Source organism: Leucobacter sp. USHLN154 (genome assembly GCF_037145595.1).
Classification (GTDB): domain Bacteria; phylum Actinomycetota; class Actinomycetes; order Actinomycetales; family Microbacteriaceae; genus Leucobacter; species Leucobacter alluvii.
In genome coordinates this window covers 190,784-216,193 of sequence record NZ_JBBCXF010000006.1, presented here as the reverse complement: position 1 = coordinate 216,193, position 25,410 = coordinate 190,784, and the positions used below count along the sequence as shown (strand labels likewise).

The following is a 25,410-nucleotide window of genomic DNA, read 5'->3' as shown; positions in this document are numbered from 1 at the left end:
CGAGATTCGCAGGAGACCGCCATGCTTCGTCTGAACCGCACCACGCGCGTCGCGCTCGCCGTCATCACGGTGATCGCGCTCGGGTTCATGTACATCCCGCTGTTCGTGATCGTCATGAACTCGTTCAACTCGGGCCGCGTCTCGGGCTGGCCGATCCCCGGCTTCTCGCTGGAATGGTGGGGCAAGGCCCTCACGAATCCCGCCGTGCACGCCGCCCTGCTGAACTCGGTGATCGTGGCCTCGGTCGCGACGGCGTTCGCCCTGCTGCTCGGCACGCTCGCCGCGTTCGCGCTGCAGCGCTTCAACTTCTTCGGCAAGCACACCGTCAACCTACTCATCGTGCTGCCGATCACCCTTCCCGGCATCGTCACCGGTGTCGCGCTCTCGAACACGTACTTCCAGGTGCTGAAGCCCATGGGCATCAACGTCGGCTACTGGGGCATGATCATCGCTCACGCCACCTTCTGCGTCGTCATGGTCTTCAACAACGTGATCGCCCGCCTGCGCCGCATGCACCCGAATCTCGACGAGGCCTCGATGGATCTCGGAGCCGGCATCGGCCAGACCTTCCGGCTCGTCACGTTCCCGCAGTTCCGCAGCGCGTTCATCGCGGGCGGCCTGCTGGCGTTCGCACTCTCGTTCGACGAGATCGTGGTGACGATCTTCACCGCTCCCCCGGGCGTCGAGACCCTCCCCCTCTGGATCATGAACCAGATGGCGCGGCCCAATGAGGTGAACCAGGTGAACGTGGTGGCGACCGTGATGATCCTCCTCTCACTGATCCCGGTCTACTTCTCGCAGAAGGTCTCGGCGGTCAACGACGCGAAGTAGTTGGCGGCGCCCCGCGCGCGGCACGGGAGGCTCCCGCTAGAGGCGGTCGCGATGCTTGTCGCGCAGCTCCTCGACCGCCCGCTCGAGCGCAGGGTCGTCTCCGCGGGCGAGCGCCGCGTACTGGAGCACCAGGCCGTCTTCGGTGGGAACCGCCTTCATCCACATGCGACGACGCGCGACGAACAGCGACCACACCAGGCCGCCGAGCGCGAGCAAGGCGAACACGAGCACGTAGGTCTGCGCCGGGTTGCGCATCACGTCGAACGACGCGTAGCGCGGCACGTCGTCGAGCGTGATCGTGCCCATCCCGTTCGGCAGCTCGGCCGTCGAGCCCGGCACGAGCTCGATCGATTCCGCGTCGATCGCGCGCCCGGTGAGCTGCTCCATGTTCGACGTGTCGAGTGAATACACGGAGCGCGGCACACCGTCGTCGATGCCGAGGTCGCCGACGAACACGTCGAGTGTGAGCACCGGATTCTCGAGGTCGGGGTAGTTCGACGTATAGGCGCCCGTGTCGAGATCGGCCTTGGTCGGGTAGAAGAAGCCGCGCAGGCCGACCTGCACCTGATCCCCCGCCGCATCGGTGATGCCGTACGGCACCTTCACGACGCCGAGCGAGGTCATCGTCATGTTGTCCTGCGGAATGAACGGCATCGCCTCGCTGTAGACGACGGTGCCCTCCGCGTTCTTCACGGTGATCCGCGGAGCGTACCCGTTGGCGATGAGGTAGATCGGGGAGCCGTGCACGCGCAACGGGTGATTCACCTGAATCGTCTCGTCGCTGACGCTTCCGTCCTCGGGGTCGATGAGTTCGAGGTTCGCCGTGTAGTCGCGCACCTGACCGATCGCGTGCGTGTTGCCGTCATCGGGCGTGACGTACGTGACGTCGAGCGAGTCGAGCTTCAAGCCGAACGGGTCGAGGCTCGTCGAGTCGAACGCCCGGCCCGTGTTCACCGTGTCGTAGTCGATGAGCTGGTTCACCATCGTCTCCCCTTCGACGAGCACCTTCTGCCCGTTGAAGGTGAAGATCCCACCGACGCCCACGCTGATGAGCACGCCGAGCAGGGAGATGTGGAAGAGCAGATTGCCGGTCTCACGCAGGTACCCGCGCTCGGCCGAGACCGACACGGTCTCCACGCCGCGACGCGAGACGCGCTGGATCTCGGTGCGGTAGCGCATCTTCTTCAGGAGGTGAGCGGCCTCCTCGACGGCGCGCTCGGCGAAGGCCGCGCGATCCTCGTCGCTGGCATCGGGATTCACCAGACGCACCTCGGAGAAACCGGCCATGCGTTCGAGGCGAGCCGGCGTCTTCGGGGGTCGGCCGCGCCACGCCTTCCAATGGTGCGTGATGCGCGGGATGACGCAGCCGATCAACGAGATGAAGAGCAGCAGGTAGATCGCGGAGAACCACACCGATCCGTACACGTCGAACGCCTGGATCGGGAAGGCGTCCAGAATCGGGAAGAGCTTGGGGTGATCGGCCTGGTACTGCACCACGCCGTTCGGGTCGGCGCTGCGCTGCGGCACCAGTGAACCGGGGATCGCCGCGACGGCGAGCAGCAGGAGCAGCACGAGCGCGACGCGCATGCTCGTGAGCTGCCGCCAGAACCACCGCATCCAGCCGGTGAAACCGAGCTCGGGCGATTCTGCGCGAAGCGACCCGCCCGCGCCGGTTCCGTCGTCGTAATCAGAGGGGCGTGACATAGCCGCCAATCACCGCCTGCAGTGCGTACATCATCTTGCTCCAGAGGCCGGTCACCATGAGGAGACCGATGAGGATCAGCAGTCCGCCGCCGATCAGGTTCACGACACGAATATGCCGTTTGAAGAATGTCATGGTCCGCGTGAGCCACCCGAAGCCGAGCGCGGCGAGGATGAAGGGGAGGCCGAGACCGATGCAATAGGCGATCGCCAGCACGACCGATCGAGCCACCGAGCCCTGCTGCAAGCTCAACGTCATGATCACACCGAGCGTCGGGCCCATGCAGGGCGTCCATCCGACGGCGAACACCGCGCCCAGGAGCGGCGCCCCAGCGAGCCCGAGCTTCGGCTTGATGCGCATCTTCTTCGTCGTCTGCATCCGGTTGAAGAGCCCGACGAACACGAGCCCCATCACGATGATCACCGCGCCCATGACTCGAGTGATCACGGACTCCCACTCGAGGAGCCACACTCCGACCGTTCCCGCGGCCGCGAGAAACGCGACGAGCACGACGGTGAAGCCGAGCACGAACAGCACCGAGCCGAGCAGCACCCGACCGCGCGGCGCGCGCGCTCCAGGGACAGACCCGGCAGTCGCCACCCCGCGCTGCGCTCCGTGGGCTGCCGCGGTCGCGCCAACATACGCGAGGTAGCCGGGGACGAGCGGCAGCACGCACGGGGAGAGGAACGAGAGCAGCCCAGCGGCGATTGCGATGAGCGATGCGACGAGCAGTTGCCCGTCGGCGACGATGTGCTCCACCGCTACTGCTCGCCGGCGGTGTCGCTCGATTCGGCGAGCGTCTCGTCGATCAAGGTGCTCAGTTGAGAGGCGCTCGCGAGCTGCCCGAGCACGCGGTGCGCCACTCGGCCCTCGCGATCCAGCACCAGGGTCGTCGGCACCGCGTTGAGCGGCACCTGGCCGGCGAAGGCGCGCTGCACGGACCGGCCGCCCGCGTTGTCCATGATCGACGGGTACTCGATGTCGAACTCCTGCGAGAACTGCTGCGCCTGAGCCACCTGATCGCGCGTGTTCACACCGACGAACTGCACGCCCGCATCCGAGTACTCATCGAATGCGGTGACCAGATCGGGGGCCTCGACGCGGCACGGAGCGCACCCGGCGTACCAGAAGTTCACGACCGTCACCTCGCCGGCCGTGTCATCGGAGCCGAACGTCTCGCCGCTCTCGTCCACGCCGGAGAACTCGACAGGATCGGTGCGCTCCGACACCGGGATGCTCAGCGCGGAGCCGTCTCCGGAGACGTAGCCCTTGTCGCTCCCCTCCTGGTACTGCGAGGCGAGGTCGGCGCCCTCGCTGCTGCAGCCGACCAGCACGAGTGCGGCCGAGAGCGTCAGGGTGACAGCGGTTGCGGTGCGTCGCAGGCTCATACGGCTCCTACATCTACGGCGTCGTCGATCAGACCGGCGGCGGGGGTACGGTAGTCGACCTCGAACCAGCGCTCGCCGCGCTTCTCGAAGGTGGTGATGCTCGACAGGTCGCAACGTCGCGATGATGGATTGTGGAACAGGGGTTTTCCGGTGATGTCGAGGTGCGCCATCCAGATCGGCGACTGGTGCGACACCATCACGATGTCGCCATCACGCGTCGAATCCCAGGCGTCGTTCATCGCCGAGCGCACGCGATCCGCGATCTGCCGGTACGGCTCGCCCCAGCTCGGACGGAACGGATTGAGGTAGCGATACCAGTACTGCGGCTTCGTGAAGGCGCGGTCGGCGCCGGAGCTGACCATGCCCTCGAACGCATTGGTCGGCTCGATGATGCGTTCCTCGGTCGCGATCTCGAGGCTCAGCGCACTTGCGATCGGGCGCGCCGACTGCTGCGCGCGCTCCAGCGGCGAAGCGAAGAGCTTGGTGACGACCCGGTCGCTGCCCGCCAACTCGAGTGCTGCGGCCTCCGCCATCTGGTGACCGCGTTCTGACAGGCGGAAACCCGGAAGGCGGCCGTACAGCACGCGATCCGGGTTGTGCACCTCGCCATGGCGCACCAAATGCAGCAGTTTGTCGCTCACGTCTCCATTGTACGTTCGGGGTGTCTGGGAGTTCGGGGCCGAGCGCGGGCGCGGGTGGACGTGGGCTCGGGCGCGGGCCCGGGCTCGGGCGGCCTTCCATCTCACCATTCGGCCCCGTACGGCGCCTCGTGGCGCGACGGCTAGACTGTCCGGGTGACTGAGCGTGTATTGATCAAGGACCTGGCCGCCCGCGAAGACGGCACCGTACGAGTCTCCGGGTGGGTGGAGAAGGTTCGCGACCAGAGGTACGTGCAGTTCGTCGTGCTGCGCGACGAGTCGGGAGCCGTCCAGCTCGTCAACGGCGGCGTGCTGCGCGAGCCGGATCCCGAGAACCCCCGCTCGGACGTGCTCGTGCCCCGCACCACCACGATCTCCGAACTGACCCAGGGTTCGTTCGTGACGGTCACCGGAGAGCTGCAGCACAACGAGCGCGTGAAGCTCGGCGGCGTCGAGGTGCAGATCGAGGAGATCGAGGTCGTCACGGCTTCGCTCCCCGACAACCCGGTCGCCGGCGACTCGAACATCGACGTGCGTCTCGACTGGCGCTTCCTCGACCTGCGCCGACCCGAGCAGAACCTCGTCTTCCGCGTGCAGACCGCGTTCCTGCACGCGCTGCGCCAGGTCTGGGTCGATCGCGGTTTCATCGAGATCCAGACCCCGAAGCTCATGGCGAGCGCCTCCGAGTCGCGCGCCGAGCTCTTCGAGGTCGAGTACTTCGAGGGCAAAGCGTTTCTCGCCCAGAGCCCCCAGTTCTTCAAGCAGATGGCTCAGGCCGCGGGCTTCGGCGGCATCTTCGAGGTGGGGCCCGCCTTCCGCGCCGACCACTCGTTCACGTCGCGGCACGCGACCGAGTTCACCTCGATCGACACCGAGCTGAGCTGGATCGACTCCCCGGAAGACGTGATGGAGCTGCATGAGGAGCTGCTCGTCGCCGGCCTGACCGCGGTGAAGGAGCAGCTCGGCGCTGAGATCGAGAAGCTCTTCGGCATCGAGGTCGAGGTGCCGTCGCGCCCGTTCCCGCGCATCCCCCTCGCCGAGGCGAAGGAGATCGTGAAGGCGGAGGGCTACGAGGTGCCTCGCGCCGACGCCGATATGGACCCGGAGGGCGAGCGCCGCATCGCGGCTCACGTCAAGAAGAAGTTCGGCCACGACTTCGTGTTCCTCACGGACTACGACGCGTCGATCCGCCCGTTCTACCACATGCGCAACGCTGAGAACCCGCAGCTCACGCAGAGCTACGACCTCATCTACCGCGGCACCGAGATCTCGACGGGCGCGCAGCGCGAGCACCGCATCGAGGTGCTCGAAGCTCAGGCCGTCGAGAAGGGAATGGATCCGAAGGAGCTCAGCTTCTACCTCGACTTCTTCCGCTACGGCGTGCCCCCGCACGGCGGCTTCGGCATGGGCCTCAACCGCGTGCTGATGCTCCTGCTCAAGCAGCAGTCGATTCGCGAGGTCACGTACCTCTTCCGCGGGCCGAATCGCCTGCTCCCCTAACCGCGTGCACACCTCGATGTCGCCCTCCGCTCCGGCGGATGGGCGCCATCGTCGTTCACGCGGCCGGCGTCATGCTGCACGTCGGAGGCTGCAAGCCCAGCGCGACCCAGCTGCCGGTGACGGTACGCTGGTTCGAGATCCAGCCCGAGGGATCGCGCGTCTCCACAGAGAGTGTTCGAATCGCTCCCAACGCCGCGTTGAGCAGTCCGCCGATAAGCGTCGTCTCATAGACTCCTGCGACCGGTAGGACAGGTATCGGTGCGGGGGGAAAAGACGGATAATGCGGGATCCGGCGGGGAGCGTCATCGCCGCTCCCCGCATCGGTCAGCGCCTCCGCGCCACCACCACGGAATCGCTGAGCAGGTGCGCCGTTCCGTCGGGGCCGCGCCCGGAGCGATCGCGCACTTCTGCGACCTCGACGGTCCACGCGTCCGGGCGCAGCCCGAGGTCCGCGAGCTCCGTCGCGGGCGTCGGGAAGTCTTCGTCGTGATGCGACGACCACTGGGGCGCGGCGGCGTGGGCGATGAGCACGAGCCGCCCTCCGGGGGCCACGCGGCCAGCGGCCGTCCGCAGAATGCGGTCGCGGGGCAGCGCGACCGGTGATTGGAAGAAGCTCGCTGTGACGAGATCGAACGGTGATGCGCTACCGTCGACGCCGGCCGGATCGTCGCACCACTCGCCGAGGTCTGCGGCGATGAAAAGCGCCCGCGCGAGACCCCGCTCCGCAGCCGCGGCCCGCGCCCGGGCGACGGCGGTCGACGAGAGATCGATGCCAGTCGCATCCCATCCGCGCTCCGCGAGCCAGAGCACATCACCGCCTTCTCCGCTTCCGAGGTCGAGGGCGCGCCCCGGCGCCCAGTCATGTGCGAGATCTGCGAGCGTACGATTCACCGCACCCGACCAGATCCGGTCGGCCGAGCCGTACCGCTGCTCCCAGAAGGCCACCGGATCCGACGGCACTGCGCTCGCATCGGTGTGCCCGTGCGCTTCGTCCCCCGAGCGCTGCTCGCCAGGGGCGTGCGGTCCGTGCTGGTGCGCGCCCACCTCAGTTCACCCCAGCTGCGGCGAGCGCGTAATCCTCATCGACGAGCGCGGCATTCGCCGCTGCACCCGCCATGTTGCCCGCACCCATCACGAGGGGCACGGAGGCCGCGGGGCTCACGACGTTCCCCGCAGCCCAGATGCGCGGGTGGCTCGTGCGCTGCATCGGATCGACCGAGATCGTGAGGCCCATCGGGGTCTCGCTGCGGTCGAGCGCGACGCTGGAGAGGAACTGATCCTGCGGCACCATGGCGAATCCCGTGAAGACCGCGTCGATCTCGAACTCCCGCCCGTCGGCGGTGCGCACCCCGCTGACATCGGCACCCGATCCGACGACCTCGACGACCGGGGCCGAGACCAAGCGCACGCCCCGGGCCCGCATTCCGCGTTCGGTATCGGCATCGAGCACGCTGTCGCCGCGCGCGTCGACGAGTCCGGCCGTGAACACGGTGACGTCATCGCTCCACTGCCGCAGCAGCTTCGCCTGGTGCATGCCGAGCGGCGAGGTGGTGATCACCGCGATTCGCCTGCCCCGAACCTCCCAGCCGTGGCAGTACGGGCAGTGCAGGACGCTCGTGCCCCATCGCTCCGCGAGTCCGGGGATCTCGGGCAGCACGTCGGTCACACCCGTCGCGACGATCAGAGCCCTCGTCTGCAGCACCTCTCCCGATCCGAGTTCGACGGACATCGAACCGCCCGGGCTGCCAGCCTCCAGGGAAGCGGACGACGTCTCCCCCTTCGTATCCCGCACCCCGCGCACGTCCGCCTGCCGGAACTCGACCCCGTAGGTCTCGGCCTCGGCGCGTCCGCGTGCGACGAGCTCGAGCGGCGGAGTGCCGTCGAGGCCCAGCACGTTGTGCATGTGAGAGGCGAAGCGGTTGCGCGGTGCGCCCCCGTCGATCACGAGGGTGCGCCGAAGCGAACGTCCGAGCGCCTGCGCCGCACTCAGTCCTGCCGCCCCGCCGCCGATCACAATGGCATCCCATTCAGTATTCGTCATGGTCCCAGCCTCGGGGGAATGTGCAATAATTGCAATCTGATTTGCGATAATGGCAAGGAGCATCATGGATGAACTGCAGCGCCTCGGGCCGAGACTGCGCGCCGCGCGGCAGGATCGCGGATGGACTCTGGAGGACCTCGCGGCTCGGGCCGGGATGTCCACGAGCACGCTCTCACGGCTGGAATCCGGCAAACGGCAAGCGAGCCTCGAACTCCTGCTCCCCGTCACCCGACAGCTCGGCATCCGCGTCGATGACCTCCTCGACGCTCCGGATCGAGACCCTCGCGTGCACCGCACCACGATACGTCGCGACGGGATGACGATCGCTCCGCTCACGCGGGAGGCCTCGGAGGTGCGCGCGTTCAAGATCACCTACCACCCCGGAGCTCCCGAGTGCGAGTTGCAGGTGCACGAGGGACACGAGTGGCTCTACGTGCTGTCGGGCAGATTGCGCCTCTCACTCGCCGAGCGCGAGCACGTGCTCGGTCGAGGCGAGGCGGCGGAGTTCGACACGACGGTGCCGCACCTCATGCAGGCCGAGGGGACGACGCCGTGCGAGGTGATCAGCATCTTCAACACGGTCGGCGAACGGCTGCACCTGCACAGCACGTAGGCCGGCGCGACCCTCCGCTTCCCCCCCCCTTCCCCGCGCCCGCACGCCATGCGATCAGCGGACCTGCGCGAGGAGCGCCCTGTGGAAGGCCGCGTCGCCCGTGAGCTCCGGATGGAAGGCGATGCCCGTCACCGTACCGAGCCTGCGCCGAGCGTCGCGAGCGCCGATCCTGCCATCCGTGTCGCGCTCGGGCCCCGCGTCCGAGTCACCCCCGGGCGCCGCCGTCGTGGCGCCGAGCACGTGCCCGTCGACTCGGCAAATCGCGCGAGCGCCGATTCCGACTGAAAGCACCTCCGGAGCGCGGATGAGCGCCGCACGTACGCGGCCGTCCTGCCGCCCGATCACCTCAGCCGCGTCGACCGCGATGTCGACCTCGTGCGACACCAGCTGCGGGCCGAGCGCATTGCGTCGCACGGCGACGTCGAGCACGTCGAGCGATCTCTGAGAGGGTGCCGCATCCCGCACCTCTCGGGCGAGCAGCACGAGCCCGGCGCACGTTCCCAGCGTGGGGAGCCCCTCCGTGATGATCGATCGCAGGCCCTCAGCCATATCGAAGAGGCGGAGCAGCCGATCCTGTGCGCTGGATTCTCCGCCGGGCAGCACGAGCGCATCGATGCGCGCCCCGTCAGCACCCGCGAAGTCGCTCTCGCGTCGCACCAGCACGACGCGCGCGCCGAGCTGCTCGAGCACGTCGCCGTGCTCCGACACGCCCCCCTGCAGCGCGAGCACCCCGACGACGGGTGCCGAGCGGGGCTCCGTCACCACCCTCGCGCGGCCAAGCGGTGCGGGGCGGGCAGGTCGGCGACGTTGATGCCCACCATGGCCTCTCCCAGTCCGCGGGAGGCCTCTGCGATCGCGCCGGGGTCATCGAAACGCGCTGTCGCTCGCACGATGGCGGCGGCACGCTTCGCGGGGTCGCCCGACTTGAAGATGCCGGATCCCACGAAGACCCCGTCGGCGCCGAGCTGCATCATCATCGCCGCATCCGCGGGCGTGGCCACCCCGCCCGCGGTGAAGAGCACCACCGGCAGGCGGCCACCGGCCGCGACCTCTCGGACGAGGTCGTACGGCGCAGCCAGGTCCTTCGCCGCGACGTACAGCTCATCCGGACCGAGCGCGGAGAGGCGGGCGATCTCCCCGCGAATGGTGCGGATATGCTTGGTCGCCTCCGAGACGTCGCCGGTGCCGGCCTCGCCCTTCGAGCGGATCATCGCCGCACCCTCTGAGATGCGGCGAAGCGCTTCGCCCAGGTTCGTCGCCCCGCACACGAACGGAACCGTGAACCGCTGCTTGTCGATGTGGTTCACGTAGTCGGCAGGCGACAGCACCTCCGATTCATCGATGTAATCCACCTCGAGCGCTTCGAGCACCTGCGCTTCGACGAAGTGCCCGATGCGGGCCTTCGCCATCACGGGAATCGAAACGGTCGCTCTGATGCCGTCGATGAGGTCCGGGTCGCTCATGCGCGCCACCCCGCCCTGTGCGCGGATGTCCGCCGGAACGCGCTCGAGCGCCATCACGGCGACGGCACCGGCGTCTTCCGCGATCCTCGCCTGTTCGGGGGTGACGACGTCCATGATCACCCCGCCCTTGAGCATGTCGGCGAGGCCTCGCTTGACGAGGGGCGAGCCGGTGGTCGGAGCTGCGGTGGACGCTGATGCCTGGGATTCGGTCATACGCACCAGCTTGCCCGGCTGCATTGGTCTGCCTCAAGGTCCACAAGTGCCAAGTTGCAGGAGACCAATCCTTCGGCCCCGCCGGCTCATCGATAGATCGGGGAGCCGGCGGTGCGCCTCAGGCCGTCGTGGGTTCACCGATCGAGAGCATCAGGCGGTTCGCCCAGTTGAAGAAGGCCCCCGCCTGAATCGCGTCGAGCAGTTCGAGCTCGGCGAGCCCCACGTCGCGCAGGGCGGAGATCTGGGGCTGCCCGAAGCGCGGCGGCGTCGCCGTCAGAGCGACGGTCGCGTCGACGATGGCGTCGATCCTCGTCGAGATCCGCGCCCCCACCCCTTCGTCGAGCAACCGCTGCACCTCGGCACGATCGGCGCCCTGCTCCGTCGCGAACCGCGAATGCACCGAGGCGCAGAACACGCACCCGTTGAAGCGCGAAGCGGCGGCCGCTGCGAGTTCGCGCTCGGCGCGAGGCAGCCCGGCGTCGGTGTTGAAGAAGATGTCGAGGTCGGTGAGCGTGCGCTCCCGCAGCGCTTCGGGATCACGCGCGAGCAACCGGAAGTACGGCATGTGCACGCGGTCGCGCTGCACGAGCGCGTCGTAGTGCGCCTCGGTGAACTCGGCGACCGGCAGGGGCTCGAGCCACGGCTTCCACCCCAGCACGTCTTGCGTGAAGCGTGCTGGCTCGTCGACACGAGGCGCAGCTGGCAGTGCCTCTGCAGCCGCAACCGGCGCCTGTTCGGTCGACGCCCCTGCACGTTCGCGCGCCACCGCGGCGACGTCGGCGGCGAGCGCCGGGAGGTCTTCGGCGCGCGTCGCCGCGGCGCCGCCGACGCTCTCGCGCAGTTCGCGCAAGCCGTGGGCGACGCGCAGTTGGAACGCGAGGAACGAGATGAGCTGGGAGAGCGTGACGATACCGGTGCTGCTCCATCCGGCGTCGAGCAGCCGACCGAGGCGCTCACGATCGGCGTCGCGGGGGTGGAGCACCAGCATGTGCGCGTGCTCGAGCGCCGCTGAGAGCCGATCGCCCAGCGCATAGGCGGCTTCGACCGAGGCGACGCTGTACTCGGGCCCGGCTTCGCTCTCGGGGGCGTTCTCCGCGCGGAACGCCCCGTACGGGCCCTGCCCAGCAGCGCGCCCGGCCTCTGCGACGATCAGGGGCTCGAGCCCGGCACCACCCCCCGTCTCGCGCAGCAGCGCACCGTAGAACGCGACGGCCTCCGGCTCCTCGTGCAGCCGCGCGACGAACAGCGCGACCGCGGCCCGCTCGGCCAGCGACACCTCAGAGGCGTCGAGCGGCACGAAGAGCGCCTCGAAGCTGCCCTGCGCGTGCTGCTTCGATTCCGGGCGGCGATCGCGCGCCCGATCGAGGGCGTCGCCCGGGGAGATGCCGGTCAGTGCGGCGATGATGTCGGTGTGGACGAATGCGGGAAGGGTCATTGCGGTGGTGCTCCTTCTAGTGTCAGATCTCCCAGTGCCCCGACGACAGCGATGCGCCGGGGATCGCCTCGATGAGGCGCTGGGTATAGGGGTCTTGCGCATTGCTGAACACGTCTTCGGTGCGGCCGTGCTCCACCTGGCGGCCGCGCTGCAGCACGGTCACCGTGTCGGAGATCTGGCGAACGACGGCGAGATCGTGCGAGATGAAGACATAGGTGAGGCTCAACTCGTGCTGCAGGCGCGCGAGCAGTCGAAGAATCTGCGCTTGCACCGTGACGTCGAGCGCCGACACGGCTTCGTCGAGCACCACCAGCTCGGGCTCGACGATCAGTGCGCGGGCGATGGCGACCCGCTGCCGCTGCCCGCCCGACAGCTCGCGGGGGCGACGCTGAGCGAACTCGGCAGGCAGCGAGACGATCTCGAGCGCGTGGGCGACCCGCTCGACGCGATCCGCGCGACTCCCAGTGCCGATGCGGAAGTTCTTGAGCGGCTCGGCGAGCGTCTGCCCAACGGAGAGACGAGGATCGAGCGAGCCGTACGGGTTCTGGTAGACCATCTGCGTGGTCCGCCGGAACTCGCGCAGGCCGGAGCGCCGCAGCTCGGTGACCTCTGCACCGTCGACGCTCACGCTGCCCGCCGTCGGAACGGAGAAGCCGGCGATCGCGCGACCGGTGGTGGTCTTGCCCGAACCCGACTCGCCGACGAGGGCGTGGGTGGTGCCCCGCGCCACCGTGAACGACACCCCGTCGACCGCGACGAAGGCGTCTGAGCCGCGCCCGAACACCTGATGCAGGTCGCGCACTTCGACGAGCGGGGCCGCCGGCGCAGGTGATGCGGGAGTCGCAGCTGCACCGCCGGGAACGGATGCGACAGCGATCGACTCCCGCTCGACGAGCTTGCCGAACGAGGGCGCATCGGCCATGAGCTGCTTCGTGTAATCAGACGACGGCTTCGCCAGTACCTGCGCTGCCGGGCCGGACTCTTGCACCTCGCCTCCGCGCATCACGACCACGCTGTCGGCGCGATCCGCCGCCACCGCGAGGTCGTGCGTGATGAACAGCACGCCCGTTCCCATCTCCTCGCGCAGGCGGTCGATCAGATCGAGCACGGTGCGCTGCACGGTGACGTCGAGCGCGGAGGTGGGCTCGTCGGCGATGATCAGCTCGGGATCATTGGCGAGCGCCGCCGCGATGAGGACGCGCTGACGCATGCCGCCGGAGAACTCGTGCGGGTACTGCTTGGCCCGCTTGATCGGCTGATCGATGCCGACCTGCTCGAGCAGTGCGTGGACGCGGTCGTGCACCTCGTCGCGACTCGGCCGACCGTGGATGCGCAGCGATTCGCTGATGCTCTTTCCGACCGGTTGCACCGGGTTGAGGGAGTTGCCCGGATCCTGCGGAATGAGCCCGATGCATCGGCCGCGCAGGTCGCGCCAGCGCCGCTCGGGAAGGCCGACGAGTTCGGTCGACCCGAGGCGTCGCTCGTTCAGCGTGACGCTGCCGGCGGTCACCCGCCCGTTGGCGGGGAGCAGGCCGATGACCGATTGGGCGACCGTGGTCTTGCCGGATCCCGACTCGCCCACCACGGCGGTGACCTCGCCGGCGCGCACATCGAAACCGATGCCGCGCACGGCGTCGATGTGTCCCTGCCGGGTGCGGTACTGCACGGCGAGATCGCGGATGCTGAGCAGCGGTTCGACGCTCATGCGTTGCCTCCATCGCTGATGGCCCGGCTCAGTCGGTTGCTCGCGAGCACCACGAACACCACGACGATTCCGGGAAGCACGGTCAGCCACCACGAGGTGGCCAGGTAGTTGCGCCCCTCCGCGATGAGCAGGCCCCACTCCGGCGTGGGCGGCGGCGCTCCGTATCCCAGGAATCCGAGCGTCGAGATCTGCAGGATCGCCGAACCGAGCTGCAGCGCGGCGAGCGCGATCACGGCGGTGAGCGAGTTCGGCAGAATGTGCCGCCAGAGCACCCCGAAGAACGTACCGCCGGAGCCGTAGGCGGCTTCGACGAACTCGCTCGCGCGTACGCTCACGACCTGGGATCTCGACAGTCGGGCGAACACTGCGATCGACGTGGCTCCCACTGCGATCGCAGCGTTCGCGGTGCCGAAGCCGAGCAGGATCACGATGCTGAGCGAGAGCAGCAGGGTCGGGATCGCGAGCAGCACGTCGACCACGCGCATGAGGGTCTCATCCACCCAGCCGCCGACGGCGCCCGCGGTGATGCCGATGAGCGAGCCTGCGACGAGCCCGACGAGTACGGCGATCAACGCGGCGCTGATCGACTGCGAAGCGCCGTAGATCACGCGTGCGTAGAGGTCGCGCCCCGTCGCGTCGGTGCCGAACCAGTGCTCGGAGCTCGGCGCCTGCAGTGCCGGCCCGACGCTCGCGGTCGGGTTGACGGAGGTGAACAGCCCGGGGGCCACGGCCCACGCGAGTGCGATGAGCAGCACGAGCGCCGGCACGATGATGCCCGGGCGCCGAAGGGCGCGCCACGACCAGGCGCGCGCCCCGGTCGGCGGCACCGCGCGTGCGGCTGAGACGTCGATCGCGGTCATGCGGTCGCTCCTATCGACTTGCGCGCGGTGCGCTGCCTGAGCCGCGCATCGAGCACGGGGTAGAGCAGATCGACCACGAGGTTGATCGTGACGAAGACGACGGTCGCGATGACGACGACCGCGAGCAGCACGGGGGTGTCTCGGTTGGCGACCGCCTGCGCCGTGAGCGCGCCGATGCCGACGCGTCCGAAGACGGCCTCGGTGACGATCGCTCCGCCGACGAGTTCCCCGAAGAGCAGACCGGCCATCGTCATCGCGGGCAGCAGGGCGTTCGGGGCGACGTTGCGCCACAGCAGCCAACTGGTGCTGGCTCCCCTGGCGCGCACCACCGCGACGAACGGCTGCTCGCTCACCTCGTCGATGCTGCGCAGCAGCACCTGCGCGAGGGGCGCCGCGATCGGGATGGCGAGCGTGATGGCGGGCAGAATGAGCGCCTGCAGCTCGGTCGCTCCGATCGTCGGCACGAGACCGAGCTGGAACGAGAAGACTTGGATGAGCACGATGCCGATCCAGAAGACCGGCAGCGACACGAAGAGCGGCGGCAGGTTGCGGAACGCGCGGCGCAACCAGCTGCCGGCTCCGTAGCTCGCAGTGAACGCGATGACGACCGCCAGGAAGACGGCGAGGATCAGCGCGACCACCGCGAGCGTGAGCGTCGACGGCAGCGCCTCGGCGAGGAGAGTGGAGACCGCCGCCCCGCTCTGCACGGAATACCCGAGGTCACCCTGCAGGAACGCCCCGACCGAGTCGAAGAACCGCACGAGGAATGGGCGATCCTCCCCGTAGCTCGCCCGAATGTCGGCGAGCTGCTCGGCTGAGAGCCCGAGGTCGGGGTTGCCGAAGCGTGCCATCACCGCGTCGCCCGGCAGCGCCGCGAGCAGCACGTAGGCGGCGGTGTACGCGAGCGCGAGGACCAGGATCGCCTGGCCGACGCGTCGCAGCAGCGCCGCCCGACTCACTTGCCGAGCTGCACGTCGTAGAAGGAGGGCCTGCCGATCGACTCGGTGGCGAAGCCCTGCACGGAGGCCTGGAGCCCGAAGACCTGGGGCTCCTCGAAGAGCGGCAGCACGTAGGCCTGCTCGGCGATGCGCTGCTGCGCCTTCGCGGATGCGGCGGCGCGCTCCTCAGCCGTCGGCACGGAGGCGATCTCGGCGAGCGCGGCGTCCAGTTCGGGGTCGTGGATGGTCCCGGACTCCGTATCGAGGTTCAGGTTCGCGTTGCGGTTCGTCGAGTAGATCTGCGACTTCAGCACGTCGTAATCCGCGCGGCCGACCATGGAGTGGTAGACCTGGATCGTGTCGGCGTCGAGTCGCGCCTCGTCTTGCGCGGCCTGATCGCCCGGGAAGAGCTCGACCTCGATGCCGAGCTCTGCGAGCTGCTCCTGAATGAGGGTGACGACCTCCTTCGAGCGAGGCTGCGGCAGCGCTTCGTTGAAGGTGATCGAGAGGCGCTCGCCGTCCTTCTCACGAATGCCGTCCGACCCCGGCGCCCAGCCGGCCTCATCGAGCAGCTGCTCCGCCTTCGCCGGGTCGTACTCGTAGAACTCGGAAGTATCCGTGTAGCCGAGAGCGGTCTCCGCGAGGATGCCGGTGGCGAGCGGGTAGTTCTCGGTGAAGAGGGTGCTCACGATCGCCTCGCGGTCGATGCCCGCGATGATCGCCTGTCGCACCTTGATGTCGGTGAGCGGGGCGTGGGCGAAGCGGAAGCTGAGGCTGTTGTTCACTCCATTCGTGGCGGCGTGCACGAGCGCCAGGTTGTCGCCGGCGAACTGCGCCTCGTCGGGTGCTGGAATCGATCGAGCGATCTGCGCCTGACCCGAGGTGACCGTGCCGACGCGCACACTCGACTCGCCGGCGACGATGATGTTCACGGCATCGAGGTGGGCGCGACCTTCGTGCTCGCGCGACTCCGGCGCCCAGTCGTAGTCCTCGCGCACCGCCAGGTCGGTCTGCTTGCCGATCTGCTCGTCCGAGATCACGAACGGCCCGCTGCCGATGATCTCGGTGGCGTTGCCCGGCCCGAACTCCTCGTTCGTGCGGTCGAGGCTCGCGTTCGCGAGCAGGCCGGAGTTGATCGTCGACGTCGCCTGCGCGAAGCCAGGAGACGGGGCGGTGAAGAAGAACTTCACCGTGTACTCGTCGATCGCCTCACCGTGGTCGTAGTTGTTGATGGCCTCGGAGATCGACAGCGCGCGGTCGGTGTCGCCCTTGCCGTAGAGATCGAAGTTCTTGACGACGTTCTCCGCGTCGAGCGGTGTGCCGTCGGAGTAGGTCACTCCCTCGCGGAGCTTGAACGTGTACTCCGTCGCATCCGCATTCACCTCGGGCAGTTCGCTCGCGATCCACGGCTCGAGCTCGAGCGTCTCGGGGTTCTGGTAGAGCAGGCGATCCGTCACCTGGTTGACTACGCCGCCGTTCGGGTAGAAGCCCGCGGCCGGCGGGTAGAGCGTGTTCCAGGTCTGCGGTTCGAGGTAGGTGAGCGTGCCGCCCTCCTGCGCCGCGCCGTCGCCGGAGCCGCCGCCAGCGTTCGCCGAGCACCCGGTGAGCGCCATCGCGGCTACTGCCATCGTGGCGATCCAGGCGATGCGGTGCTTCTTCATGGTGCTCCTTCTGCGAACTCGTGAATCTGTGGTGCTGTCTCTGCGTCATGATGCAGGCAACCCGGCTAATGTTATAGCTCTCATAAGCTAGCGGAAATCCTCGGTGTCACAGAACTTCATGAACTCCTCGCGTCATAAACGGTCATCCGATCAGACATCCGGGCCCCCGGCCGCGTATAACGGAACCATGACCCCTCTGCCGACGATCGCCATCATCGGAGTCGGGCCGCGCGGCACGTCGCTCGTCGAGCGCATCGGAGCCCACCTGCACGCAGCCGCCTCCGAGCCCGACACCGCGGGCACTGGTCGCGCCGCACCCGCACGCGACCTCGAACTGCACCTCATCGAGGAGACTGCATTCGGCGCCGGGCGCATCTGGCGCACCGACCAGACCCGCGAGCTCTGCATGAACACCCTCGCCGACGCCGTGACGCTCTTCACCGAGACCGGCAGCTCCATCACGGGTCCGGTCCGCGTCGGCCCCACACTCTACGAATGGGGGCTGCTGGCGCTCGCAACGCAGCCGGCGAACGAGTCGGCGACGCGCACGACGGTTTCGGATGCGCTCGCCGCGGCGATCGACCGCATTCCGGCGGCGCACGCTGCGGTGGTCGACGCCCACCCGATCCGACCCGGATTCGCCGATGCGTACCGCCGCGAGCTCGAGGCGTTCCGCCCGGAGTCGCACCCGAGCCGAGCACTCTACGGCGAGTACCTGGAGTGGTGCCTCGAGCGAGCGATCGCAGAGTTGCCCGATGGCGTGCGCGTGATTCGCCACCGCGAGCGCGCCGTGAGCGTGGCCCAGGGCGATGCAGGGCGGCAGCGCATCGGCCTGCGCGACGGCGGTGCGGTCGAAGCGGACGCCGTCGTGCTCGCGACCGGGTGGCTGCCGACCATCGAGACAGCGGAAGAACGCGAGTTCACAGCAGTACTCGCCGAGCGACCCGAACTGTCGTGGGTGCGACCGGCGAGTCCCGTCGAGCAGGACCTGAGCGGAGTGAGTTCGGGAGAGCACGTGATCGTGCGCGGAATGGGCATGGGGTTCTTCGACACCATGGCGCTGCTCACGCTCGGGCGCGGCGGCGAGTTCGTCGCCGACGCGCGGGCGCGCGGCGGGCTGCGCTACGAGCCCTCGGGGCGCGAGCCCGTGCTGCATGTGACCTCGGGGCGCGGAGTCCCGTTCCGCGCGAAGACGCTCTACGGTTCGCTCCCCCCGCGACCAGAGCAGCGCTTTCTCGCCGGCGTCGACTGGGCGACGGCACCTCGACCCATCGACTTCGACCGCGAGTTCTGGCCGCGCATCGTCGCCGACGCGCACTTCGACCACTACCGCACACTGCGACGCGTGCGGCCGGACGCGGCGTCGGGCACCGCCGATGACGTCGAGACGGTGATCGCCGCCGCGATCCAACCGCATCTCGCCGCCGCTCCCGTCGCGAACCCCGCCTCGGATCGCGACGCCGCTGACGCAGATGCGCTCGAAGCGGTCGCCCAGGACGTGGCTGACGCGGTGGCGCCGTTCATCGCGGATGCCGCCGACCGACTCGATCTGCTCGGCGAGATGCGCCCGGTCCGACACGTCTTCGACAGTGCGGAAGCCTTCGACGCCTGGGTGACGGGACGCGTGTCCCATGATCTCGATGAGGCCGCGCTGGGTCGCGACAGCGCCTGGAAGGCGGGGCTCTGGTCGGTGAGCTCTGCGCGGGGGGTCGCCAACCGCGTGGGTTCGCTCGGAGGCTTCGACGCCGAATCGAGAGCCTCGGGATTCGCGATGCTCATGGCCGTCGGCGGCATGGCAGGATCCGGACCGCCCGCGTTCCGCAACCGCCAGCTGCTGGCGCTCGCCGAGGCCGGGTTCGTGCGCTTCATCGGCCCGAGGGCCCGTGTCGCCATCTCCGACGCGGGGTTCACGGCCGCGTCGCCGTGCGTGACCGATTCGCAGGTGACCGCTGCGACACTCATCGATTCCTGGATGCACTTCCATCGCCTCGCCGACAGCTCCGACCCGCTCGCGCTCGGCCTGGTCGAAGCCGGGCGAGCGCGGCCGTTCCGCATCAGCGCGCGATCCGGGGAACCCCGCGAGACCGGCGCCTTCGACATCGATCCGGCGACCGGGCTGCTCGTGCACGCCGACGGCTCGCTCGACGACGCGGTGCACGTCGCCGGCATTCCGGTCGATGCGGCGCTCCACGACACGGTGATCAGCCCGATGCCGGGAACCGATCCTCCGATGCTGCGCGAAACCGATCGCGTGGCGCGCAGTCTCATCGTCGTCGCCCGACGGGCCCGATCCGGGCTCTCGCCGAGCCACGGCGCGGCCGCAGACTCCGCCGCGCATCCCCGACCACTCGAAGGAGCCCACCGTGCCTGACCACCGTTCGAACGACCGCCCCATCGCTCTCGTCACAGGTGCTTCCGGCGGCATGGGGCGCGAGATCGTTCGCGAACTCACCCGCACCCATCGCGTCATCGCCGTCGGGCGCAACGCCGGGCGTCTCGACGCGGTCGTCGCAGAGACCGGCGCCACCGCGTGGCAGCTCGATGTCACCGACCACGAAGCGTTCTCGCGCAGGATCGCCGACCTCGACCGACTCGACGTGCTCGTGCACGCTGCGGCGATTGGCGAGCATCTCTCAGTCGAGACAGCCGACGCATCGGCTTGGGAACGCCATTTGGCCAGCAATGTGACCGGGCCCGCGCTCATCACCCGCGCAGCGCTCCCCCTCCTGCGCGCCGCCGCTGCGACCGTCGTCTTCATCGGTTCGGGCGCGGGCACCCGCCCGGTCGCGGGCAGCGCCGTCTACACCGCGTCGAAGCACGCTCTGCGCGGCCTCGCCGACGTCCTGCGCATCGACGAAGAACCGCACCGGGTGCGCGTCGTCACGATCGCTCCCGGGCAGACGAACACGGACATGCTGCGCGCCGGCATCCCGGCGGATCAGTACCGGCCCGAGCGATACATCCGCCCGCAGTCCGTCGCGGAGACCGTGCGCTTCGTCGTCGACGCTCCCGCAGACGTCCAGCTCACCGACATCGCCGTACGCCCGCGACAAGAGATCGCACGACTGTGAGCGAGCCCACCGACCACCTCGTGATCGGCGGCGGCGCCATGGGCCTCGCCACGGCTCGGCAGCTCGCCTCCCGCGGAGCGAGCGTGCGTCTGCTCGAACGCTTCGAAGCGCACCACACTCGCGGCGCGTCGCACGGCTCGACGCGCAACCTCAACAACGCGTACGACGAGCCCGCGTACCTCGACCTCTTCGACGAGGCGACCACGCTGTGGCGCGCGCTCGAATCAGAGACCCGCACCGAGCTGCTCGGCCTCCACGGCCTCGTGACGCATGGAGACGAGGGCGTGGTCGCGTCCGCACACGATGCGCTCGTCGCGCGCGGAGCTGCGGTGTCGCTGCTCTCGGCCGACGAGGCAGGCGCCCGCTGGCCGGGGATGCGCTTCGCAGGCGGCGCGCTGCTCAGCGCGGAGGCCGGCATCGTGCACGCCGCACGTGCGCTCGCAGCGCTCGAGACGAGCGCGATCCGCCACGGGGCGATCGTGGAGCGCGGCGAACAGGTGATGCGCATCGAGCCGAGCGCGAACGACGCCCGGGTGCGCGTGACGAGCCGCGGCCGCGAGGGCGGCATCCGCGAGCTGGTCGCCGATCATGTGACCGTCGCCGCCGGCGCGTGGACGGCGCCGCTGCTCGACGGCCTGGTCGAACTGCCGTCGCTCACCGTCACCGAGGAGCATCCGGCACATTTCGCGCCGCGATCGGCGTCGATCCCGTGGCCGTCGTTCAACCATCTGCTGCCGCCCGAGCTGCTGGCGAGCTTCGCCGCTCCCGTCTACGGGATGCCGAGCCCCCAAGAAGGCGTGAAGGTCGGTTTCCACAGGGTCGGCGAGACCGTCGACCCTGACGCCCGCCCGTTCCGCGCGAGCGATGCCCAGCGCGCGACGCTGCGGCGGTACGTCACCGAATGGTTCCCGGGGCTCGACCCGGACTCGCCGACCGAGATCAGTTGCACGTACACCTCGACCGACTCGGGGAGATTCGTGCTCGACACGGTCGGCCCGATCACCGTGGGTGCGGGGTTCTCCGGCCACGGGTTCAAGTTCACACCCGCGATCGGTCGCGTGCTCGCCGACGCGGCGATGGGGCACTCGACTCCGCCCGAGTTCTTCCGGCTGGCAGCCCACGGGGCCCGGTAACCGCCGGTTTCCCGCCGAACCCCTGTGGGCGCGCCGCGCTCAGGCGGAGCCGGTGTGCGACTCCGAGGCGGTGCGCGACTCCGAGGCCGACGCCGAGTCCTGCTCGAGCGTGCGGCGTTGGGCGCGGCGGCGTACGAGCAGCAGGTAGACCGCTGCCGTCACCGCGAAGCCGACGAGCCAGGCGATGTCGATGCCCTGCAGCGGTTCGGCGAGGGGCCCGGTGAACAGCGGGGTGATCATGAACGGGACCTGTGCGAGCAGTCCGATCCCGTAGCTCGAGAGCCCCACGGCGTTCCACTTGCCGTAGCGGCCACCGGTCGGATCGAAGAGATCCGCGACCACGTAGTGCCCCTTCTGCACGATGAAGTAATCGGCGAGGTTGATCGCCGACCACGGAATCAGCACGTACAGCAGCAGCGTCAGGAAGCTCTCGAACATCGTCATGAAGTCCCCCTGACCCAGAATCGCGATGAGGGTGGCGAGTACGCCGCAGACGATCGTGGTCCAGACCCGCGTGCCGGAGGTGATGACGGTCTTGAAGTTCGATTGCATCACCGTGAGCGCGTTCATCACTGCCGAGTACAGCTCGACGCCGTTGATGAGCGCTGAACTGACCGCGAAGATGATGAGCACGACCATGCCGACCGGGCCGAGGAAGTCGCCGAGGGCCGCGAGCGGGTTCTCCGGGTTCGCGGCTCCGAGCAGCACACCGAGCGTCATCACGAACACCGAGCTGACCACGAGCCCCAGGTACGTGCTCCAGAACGCGGTCTTCGGTCCGGTCGCCTTCGGCAGGTACCGCGAGTAGTCGGAGACGTACGGCGCATACGCGAGCTGCCAGACGATGCCGATCGCGAGCATCGCGAAGAAGCCCTCGTAGGTGAACGCGGCTTCCGCCCGCTGCGAGGTCACCTCCGGCTTCGTCCAGAACATGATCATCGACACGGTGACCGCCACCGCGATCACGATCGACAACCACACCATCGTCTTGCGCAGCAGGTCGTAGCCGAAGACGCAGAGCACGATCCCGATCGCAGCGAAAGCGAGGATCGCGACCGTCCCGTTGAAGTCGGGGAAGACCGCCGCGAGCGCATCTTTCGCGACGATCAGGATGCTCGCGAAGAACCCCATGAACATCACGAATGCGATCAGCGCGAAGAGGCTCGCTCCGAGATATCCGAATTGCGCGCGAGCCTGCAGCATCTGCGGGATCCCGAGATGCGGCCCCTGCGAGGCGTGCAGGGCGGAGCCGAACGCGCCGATCACATTCCCCGCGAGAATCGCGACGATGCTCCACCCGATCGGCAGCCCGTACGCGCCGCTCGCGACGGCACCGGTGACCACGGTGAGCGGCATCATGTTCAGCCCGACCCAGATCGCGAAGAGCGACCAGTTCGTGCCCGTCCGCTCGTTCTCGGGAATGGGCATGATGTGCTGTTGTTCGAATCGCACGAATGTCTGCGTGACGACGGGTGGTTCCTGCGTCATGATTCTCTCCTTTGAGGCTTCGCCGCGCGGGAACCGTCCCGAGCAGCACAGGATCGCCCCCGCTATCCGCGTGAGGCGTGAAGGGCGACTCGGGTCGAGCATCCACGATGATGCTCGGCCGAGCCGCCCACGAGCGCAGCCGCTAGAGGCCTGCTCCGTCGGAGGCGATGGTGAAGGCCTGGTCGAGCAGCGACGCGAGCTCGTCGATGTCTTCGCGCGTCATCACCAGGGGCGGCGACACCTGCACGAGCGGGTTGCCCTCCGCGTCGATCGCGACGCGGCAGATGAGGCCGACCTCTGCGAGCGCCGGGTTCAGATACCCGCTGACGAAGTCGCCCGCAGAGAGGGGATCAGCGGCCCAGCGCTTGGCCGCGTGGTCGGTGACCAGCTCGAAGCTGCGGTGGAAGCCGTCGCCGCGCAGGTCGCCGACGATCTTGACGTGCTTCGCAGCGACCTCGCCGAGCTTCTCGCCCAGGTACGGGCTCAGGGCTGCAACGTTCTCGACGACGCCTTCGCGCTCCATGATCTCGAGGTTCTTCAACGCCGCTGCACACGCGACGGGGTGCCCGCCGTAGGTCAGCGCGTGGTTGAACATGCCGACGGGCCCGTCCAGCACGGTCTCGATGATCCGGTCGCTCGCGATGACGCCGCCGAGGGGAACGTACGCCGACGCGATTCCCTTGGCGAACGTGATCATGTCGGGCTGGAACCCGTAGTGCGCGGAACCGAACCATGACCCGAGACGGCCGTATCCGGTGATGACCTCGTCGGCGATGAGCAGGATGCCATATGTGTCGCACAGCGCGCGCACGCCGGCGAAGTACTCGGGCGTCGGAGGCGTCAGGCTGCCCCCGGCGTTCTGCAGCGGTTCCATGATGAGCGCAGCGATCGTATCCGCGCCCTCCTGGACGATCAGCGACTCCAGCTCACCGAGTAGGAAGTCGGTGGTCTGCGCCGCGGTCTCGCCTTCAGGCCGACGGTAGCGCTTCGTGTTGTGCGTGTGCCGCACTCCGTTCATGAGCGGCTCGAACATCTTGCGCACGTCGGTCATGCCGTTGAGCGACATCGCGCCGAAGCTGGTGCCGTGGTACGCGACACGACGCGCGATGAACTTGTACCGCGCGTGGTCACCGCGAGTGATGTGGTACTGGCGCGCGAGCTTGATCGCGGCCTCGTTCGATTCGCCGCCGCCCGACGCGAAGAACACGCGGTTCAGGTCGCCGGGCGCGAGTTCGGCGATCTTCTGCGCCAGTAGGGCTGCGGGTGGATGCGTGACGCTCCACGTCGTCTGGAAGGGGAGCGTGGCGAGCTGCTCGCGCACCGCGTCGCCGACCTCTGCGCCATGGGTGTAGCCCAGCTGCACGCAGAAGAGACCGGCGAGACCGTCGAAGAACCGGCGCCCGCTCTCGTCGAAGACGGAGCAGTGCTCCCCCCGCACGAACACCGGGAGATCATCGTCGCGATACTTGCTCGCCGGCGTGAAGTTCATCACGAGATGACGCTTGGCGATCTCGGCGATTCCGCTCGGCACCTCGGCCGCGGCCTCGTGATCCGAGAGCGTCTCTGGCTGCAAAGTCATGTTCTGTGTCCTTTCAGTCGTCGGTGACTGGACGGAAGACCGTCATTGGTTCCCAATGGTTCCAGGGCCCGATCGATCAGTAAAATAGTCTTTTGATGTGATCTAGATCATTTCAATTGATCGGCATGTTCGTGTAACCGGCGGGCCACGCGTCCGGCCACCTCGATGAGCCGGCGATCGGCGAAGCGCGCCCCTTCGAGTGTGAGCCCCACAGGGAGACCTTCGGAGTAACGGGGCGCTGGCACAGTGAGAGCCGGGGCGCCCGCCACCGAGCCCGGGTTCACATTCCGCGTTGCGCGCGCGAAGACTTCGGCATCGCCTGGCGCCCGCTCGCCCATGGCCCCCTCGGCCCGTGGACGAGGAGCCTCGAGCAACGAGGCGACCATCGGCACGGATGGGTAGAGCAGGGCGTCGAGCGCATACGCTGTGTGGAACTCCGCGTGCATGCGCTGCAGAGCGCTGCGCAGCCTCAGCGCCGCCGCGTACCCGTGCCGATCATTGCGGTGCCCGAGCGACTCGTCGAGCAGACCGCGAACCTCCGCGCGGGCAACTCGATCGCGAAGCTCGCCGAACGGGATCGGCTCCGGCAGCCGGCCGAGGTAGCGCGTCAGCTCGTGTGAGATTTCGCAGAGCTCGATAGTGGCTCCGCACGACCGCTCCGCTCGGTGCAGGCCCGGATCCACCACCGGTACCAGCTCAATGTCGGGTACTTGGGCGAGAATCAGCAACGCCTCCATCCATGCACGCGCGACCTCGGCGTCGCAGTGCGTCACCCATTCTGAGTCCTCATCGGGAATCCCGATGCGCAACCGAGAGCGCTTCGGTGGACGCCCGCTTCGGTGCCCCTGGTATCGGGGGGCGACCACGCGATCCACCTCGGCGATCCACTGCACGGATTCGGCGATCACGCCGACCGTATCGCGCGTGCTCGAGAGCGGCACAGTCCCCTGAGCTGACCAGCGGCCCGTCGATGGGCGGAAGCCGTAGACTCCGCACCACGCGGCTGGAATGGTGATCGATCCCCCCGTGTCGGTGCCGAGCGCGAAGGGGACGATCCCCGCGGCCACTGCTGCACCCGAGCCCCCCGATGAGCCACCGGCGCTCCGACGCGAATCCCGCGGATTCACGGTCGCGGGGGGACGCGGCTGCGC

Annotated in this window: 22 protein-coding genes; 6 read left to right on the top strand and 16 right to left on the bottom strand. The window is 68.6% G+C overall.

Annotated features, from left to right (window positions below; genetic code table 11):
- Positions 1–21 precede the first annotated feature (21 nt).
- Positions 22–831, top strand: coding sequence for an ABC transporter permease (locus WFH23_RS12455; protein WP_200330232.1), 810 nt, complete (start codon positions 22–24; stop codon positions 829–831).
- Positions 832–867: 36 nt separating this feature from the next.
- Here WFH23_RS12455 and resB read toward each other — a convergent pair whose 3' ends face one another.
- From resB to WFH23_RS12435, 4 genes are read right to left on the bottom strand one after another with little or no spacing between them, the layout of a single operon-like run.
- The gene (resB, locus tag WFH23_RS12450; RefSeq protein WP_336662762.1) at positions 868–2,535 is read right to left on the bottom strand and encodes a cytochrome c biogenesis protein ResB; all 1,668 of its coding nucleotides are present in this window, start codon (positions 2,533–2,535) and stop codon (positions 868–870) included.
- The gene (locus WFH23_RS12445) at positions 2,519–3,292 is read right to left on the bottom strand and encodes a cytochrome c biogenesis CcdA family protein (protein WP_336662761.1); all 774 of its coding nucleotides are present in this window, start codon (positions 3,290–3,292) and stop codon (positions 2,519–2,521) included. The genes resB and WFH23_RS12445 overlap by 17 nt, the downstream gene beginning before the upstream one ends.
- Positions 3,293–3,294: 2 nt before the next feature.
- Complete coding sequence (locus WFH23_RS12440; protein WP_090146505.1) at positions 3,295–3,921, bottom strand: TlpA family protein disulfide reductase; 627 nt, start codon at positions 3,919–3,921, stop codon at positions 3,295–3,297.
- Positions 3,918–4,562 carry a histidine phosphatase family protein gene (locus WFH23_RS12435; RefSeq protein ID WP_200330244.1) on the bottom strand — a complete coding sequence of 215 codons (645 nt, stop codon included), beginning with the start codon at positions 4,560–4,562 and terminating at the stop codon, positions 3,918–3,920. Before WFH23_RS12435 ends, WFH23_RS12440 begins: the two co-directional genes overlap by 4 nt.
- Positions 4,563–4,715: 153 nt before the next feature.
- Between WFH23_RS12435 and aspS the strand changes: the two genes are divergently transcribed.
- Entirely contained in the window at positions 4,716–6,059 is a 1,344-nt protein-coding gene (aspS, locus tag WFH23_RS12430) for an aspartate--tRNA(Asn) ligase (RefSeq protein ID WP_336662759.1), read from the top strand.
- Between the two features lie 324 nt (positions 6,060–6,383).
- On the opposite strand, the gene WFH23_RS12425 is transcribed toward aspS, so the two are convergent.
- Together WFH23_RS12425 and WFH23_RS12420 are read right to left on the bottom strand one after the other, a co-directional pair.
- A complete protein-coding gene (locus WFH23_RS12425) occupies positions 6,384–7,103 on the bottom strand; it encodes a class I SAM-dependent methyltransferase (protein WP_336662757.1) in 720 nt (239 codons plus the stop codon).
- A 1-nt stretch (position 7,104) separates the two neighbouring features.
- Positions 7,105–8,100 (bottom strand): NAD(P)/FAD-dependent oxidoreductase, encoded by a 996-nt coding sequence (locus tag WFH23_RS12420; protein WP_336662755.1) that lies wholly within the window; start codon positions 8,098–8,100, stop codon positions 7,105–7,107.
- A gap of 64 nt (positions 8,101–8,164) precedes the next feature.
- Between WFH23_RS12420 and WFH23_RS12415 the strand changes: the two genes are divergently transcribed.
- Entirely contained in the window at positions 8,165–8,713 is a 549-nt protein-coding gene (locus WFH23_RS12415; protein ID WP_090146478.1) for a helix-turn-helix domain-containing protein, read from the top strand.
- Positions 8,714–8,767: 54 nt separating this feature from the next.
- Here the strand turns inward: WFH23_RS12415 and pdxT are convergent, their stop codons facing one another.
- From pdxT to WFH23_RS12380, 7 genes are all read right to left on the bottom strand, one after another.
- Entirely contained in the window at positions 8,768–9,475 is a 708-nt protein-coding gene (gene pdxT, locus WFH23_RS12410) for a pyridoxal 5'-phosphate synthase glutaminase subunit PdxT (protein ID WP_336662752.1), read from the bottom strand.
- Positions 9,472–10,389, bottom strand: coding sequence for a pyridoxal 5'-phosphate synthase lyase subunit PdxS (gene pdxS, locus WFH23_RS12405; RefSeq protein ID WP_336662751.1), 918 nt, complete (start codon positions 10,387–10,389; stop codon positions 9,472–9,474). The genes pdxT and pdxS overlap by 4 nt, the downstream gene beginning before the upstream one ends.
- A 118-nt stretch (positions 10,390–10,507) precedes the next feature.
- Positions 10,508–11,824: an alkylhydroperoxidase domain protein gene (locus WFH23_RS12400; RefSeq protein ID WP_090146474.1), complete on the bottom strand. Its 1,317-nt coding sequence runs from the start codon at positions 11,822–11,824 to the stop codon at positions 10,508–10,510.
- A 22-nt stretch (positions 11,825–11,846) separates the two neighbouring features.
- On the bottom strand, positions 11,847–13,529 hold the full coding sequence (locus WFH23_RS12395; protein WP_336662750.1) for an ABC transporter ATP-binding protein: 1,683 nt from the start codon (positions 13,527–13,529) through the stop codon (positions 11,847–11,849).
- Positions 13,526–14,389 carry an ABC transporter permease gene (locus WFH23_RS12390; RefSeq protein ID WP_336662749.1) on the bottom strand — a complete coding sequence of 288 codons (864 nt, stop codon included), beginning with the start codon at positions 14,387–14,389 and terminating at the stop codon, positions 13,526–13,528. The genes WFH23_RS12395 and WFH23_RS12390 overlap by 4 nt, the downstream gene beginning before the upstream one ends.
- The gene (locus tag WFH23_RS12385) at positions 14,386–15,348 is read right to left on the bottom strand and encodes an ABC transporter permease (RefSeq protein ID WP_336662748.1); all 963 of its coding nucleotides are present in this window, start codon (positions 15,346–15,348) and stop codon (positions 14,386–14,388) included. Before WFH23_RS12385 ends, WFH23_RS12390 begins: the two co-directional genes overlap by 4 nt.
- On the bottom strand, positions 15,345–16,988 hold the full coding sequence (locus tag WFH23_RS12380; protein ID WP_090146466.1) for a TIGR04028 family ABC transporter substrate-binding protein: 1,644 nt from the start codon (positions 16,986–16,988) through the stop codon (positions 15,345–15,347). The genes WFH23_RS12385 and WFH23_RS12380 overlap by 4 nt, the downstream gene beginning before the upstream one ends.
- Positions 16,989–17,175: 187 nt before the next feature.
- On the opposite strand from WFH23_RS12380, the gene WFH23_RS12375 reads away from it, so the two are divergent.
- The 3 genes from WFH23_RS12375 to WFH23_RS12365 are packed head-to-tail and all read left to right on the top strand — an operon-like array spanning position 17,176 to position 21,192.
- Positions 17,176–19,359 carry an FAD/NAD(P)-binding protein gene (locus WFH23_RS12375; RefSeq protein ID WP_336662746.1) on the top strand — a complete coding sequence of 728 codons (2,184 nt, stop codon included), beginning with the start codon at positions 17,176–17,178 and terminating at the stop codon, positions 19,357–19,359.
- Positions 19,352–20,059 (top strand): SDR family oxidoreductase, encoded by a 708-nt coding sequence (locus WFH23_RS12370; RefSeq protein WP_336662744.1) that lies wholly within the window; start codon positions 19,352–19,354, stop codon positions 20,057–20,059. The genes WFH23_RS12375 and WFH23_RS12370 overlap by 8 nt, the downstream gene beginning before the upstream one ends.
- On the top strand, positions 20,056–21,192 hold the full coding sequence (locus WFH23_RS12365; protein ID WP_336662742.1) for an FAD-dependent oxidoreductase: 1,137 nt from the start codon (positions 20,056–20,058) through the stop codon (positions 21,190–21,192). Before WFH23_RS12370 ends, WFH23_RS12365 begins: the two co-directional genes overlap by 4 nt.
- Before the next feature lie 39 nt (positions 21,193–21,231).
- Here WFH23_RS12365 and WFH23_RS12360 read toward each other — a convergent pair whose 3' ends face one another.
- The 3 genes from WFH23_RS12360 to WFH23_RS12350 all read right to left on the bottom strand — a co-directional run bounded on the left by WFH23_RS12360 (position 21,232) and on the right by WFH23_RS12350 (position 25,386).
- Complete coding sequence (locus WFH23_RS12360; RefSeq protein ID WP_200330277.1) at positions 21,232–22,680, bottom strand: purine-cytosine permease family protein; 1,449 nt, start codon at positions 22,678–22,680, stop codon at positions 21,232–21,234.
- A 142-nt stretch (positions 22,681–22,822) separates the two neighbouring features.
- Complete coding sequence (locus WFH23_RS12355; protein WP_336662739.1) at positions 22,823–24,259, bottom strand: aspartate aminotransferase family protein; 1,437 nt, start codon at positions 24,257–24,259, stop codon at positions 22,823–22,825.
- A gap of 107 nt (positions 24,260–24,366) precedes the next feature.
- Positions 24,367–25,386, bottom strand: a complete 1,020-nt coding sequence (locus WFH23_RS12350; RefSeq protein ID WP_336662737.1) for an amidase family protein — start codon at positions 25,384–25,386, stop codon at positions 24,367–24,369.
- Between the last annotated feature and the right edge of the window lie 24 nt (positions 25,387–25,410).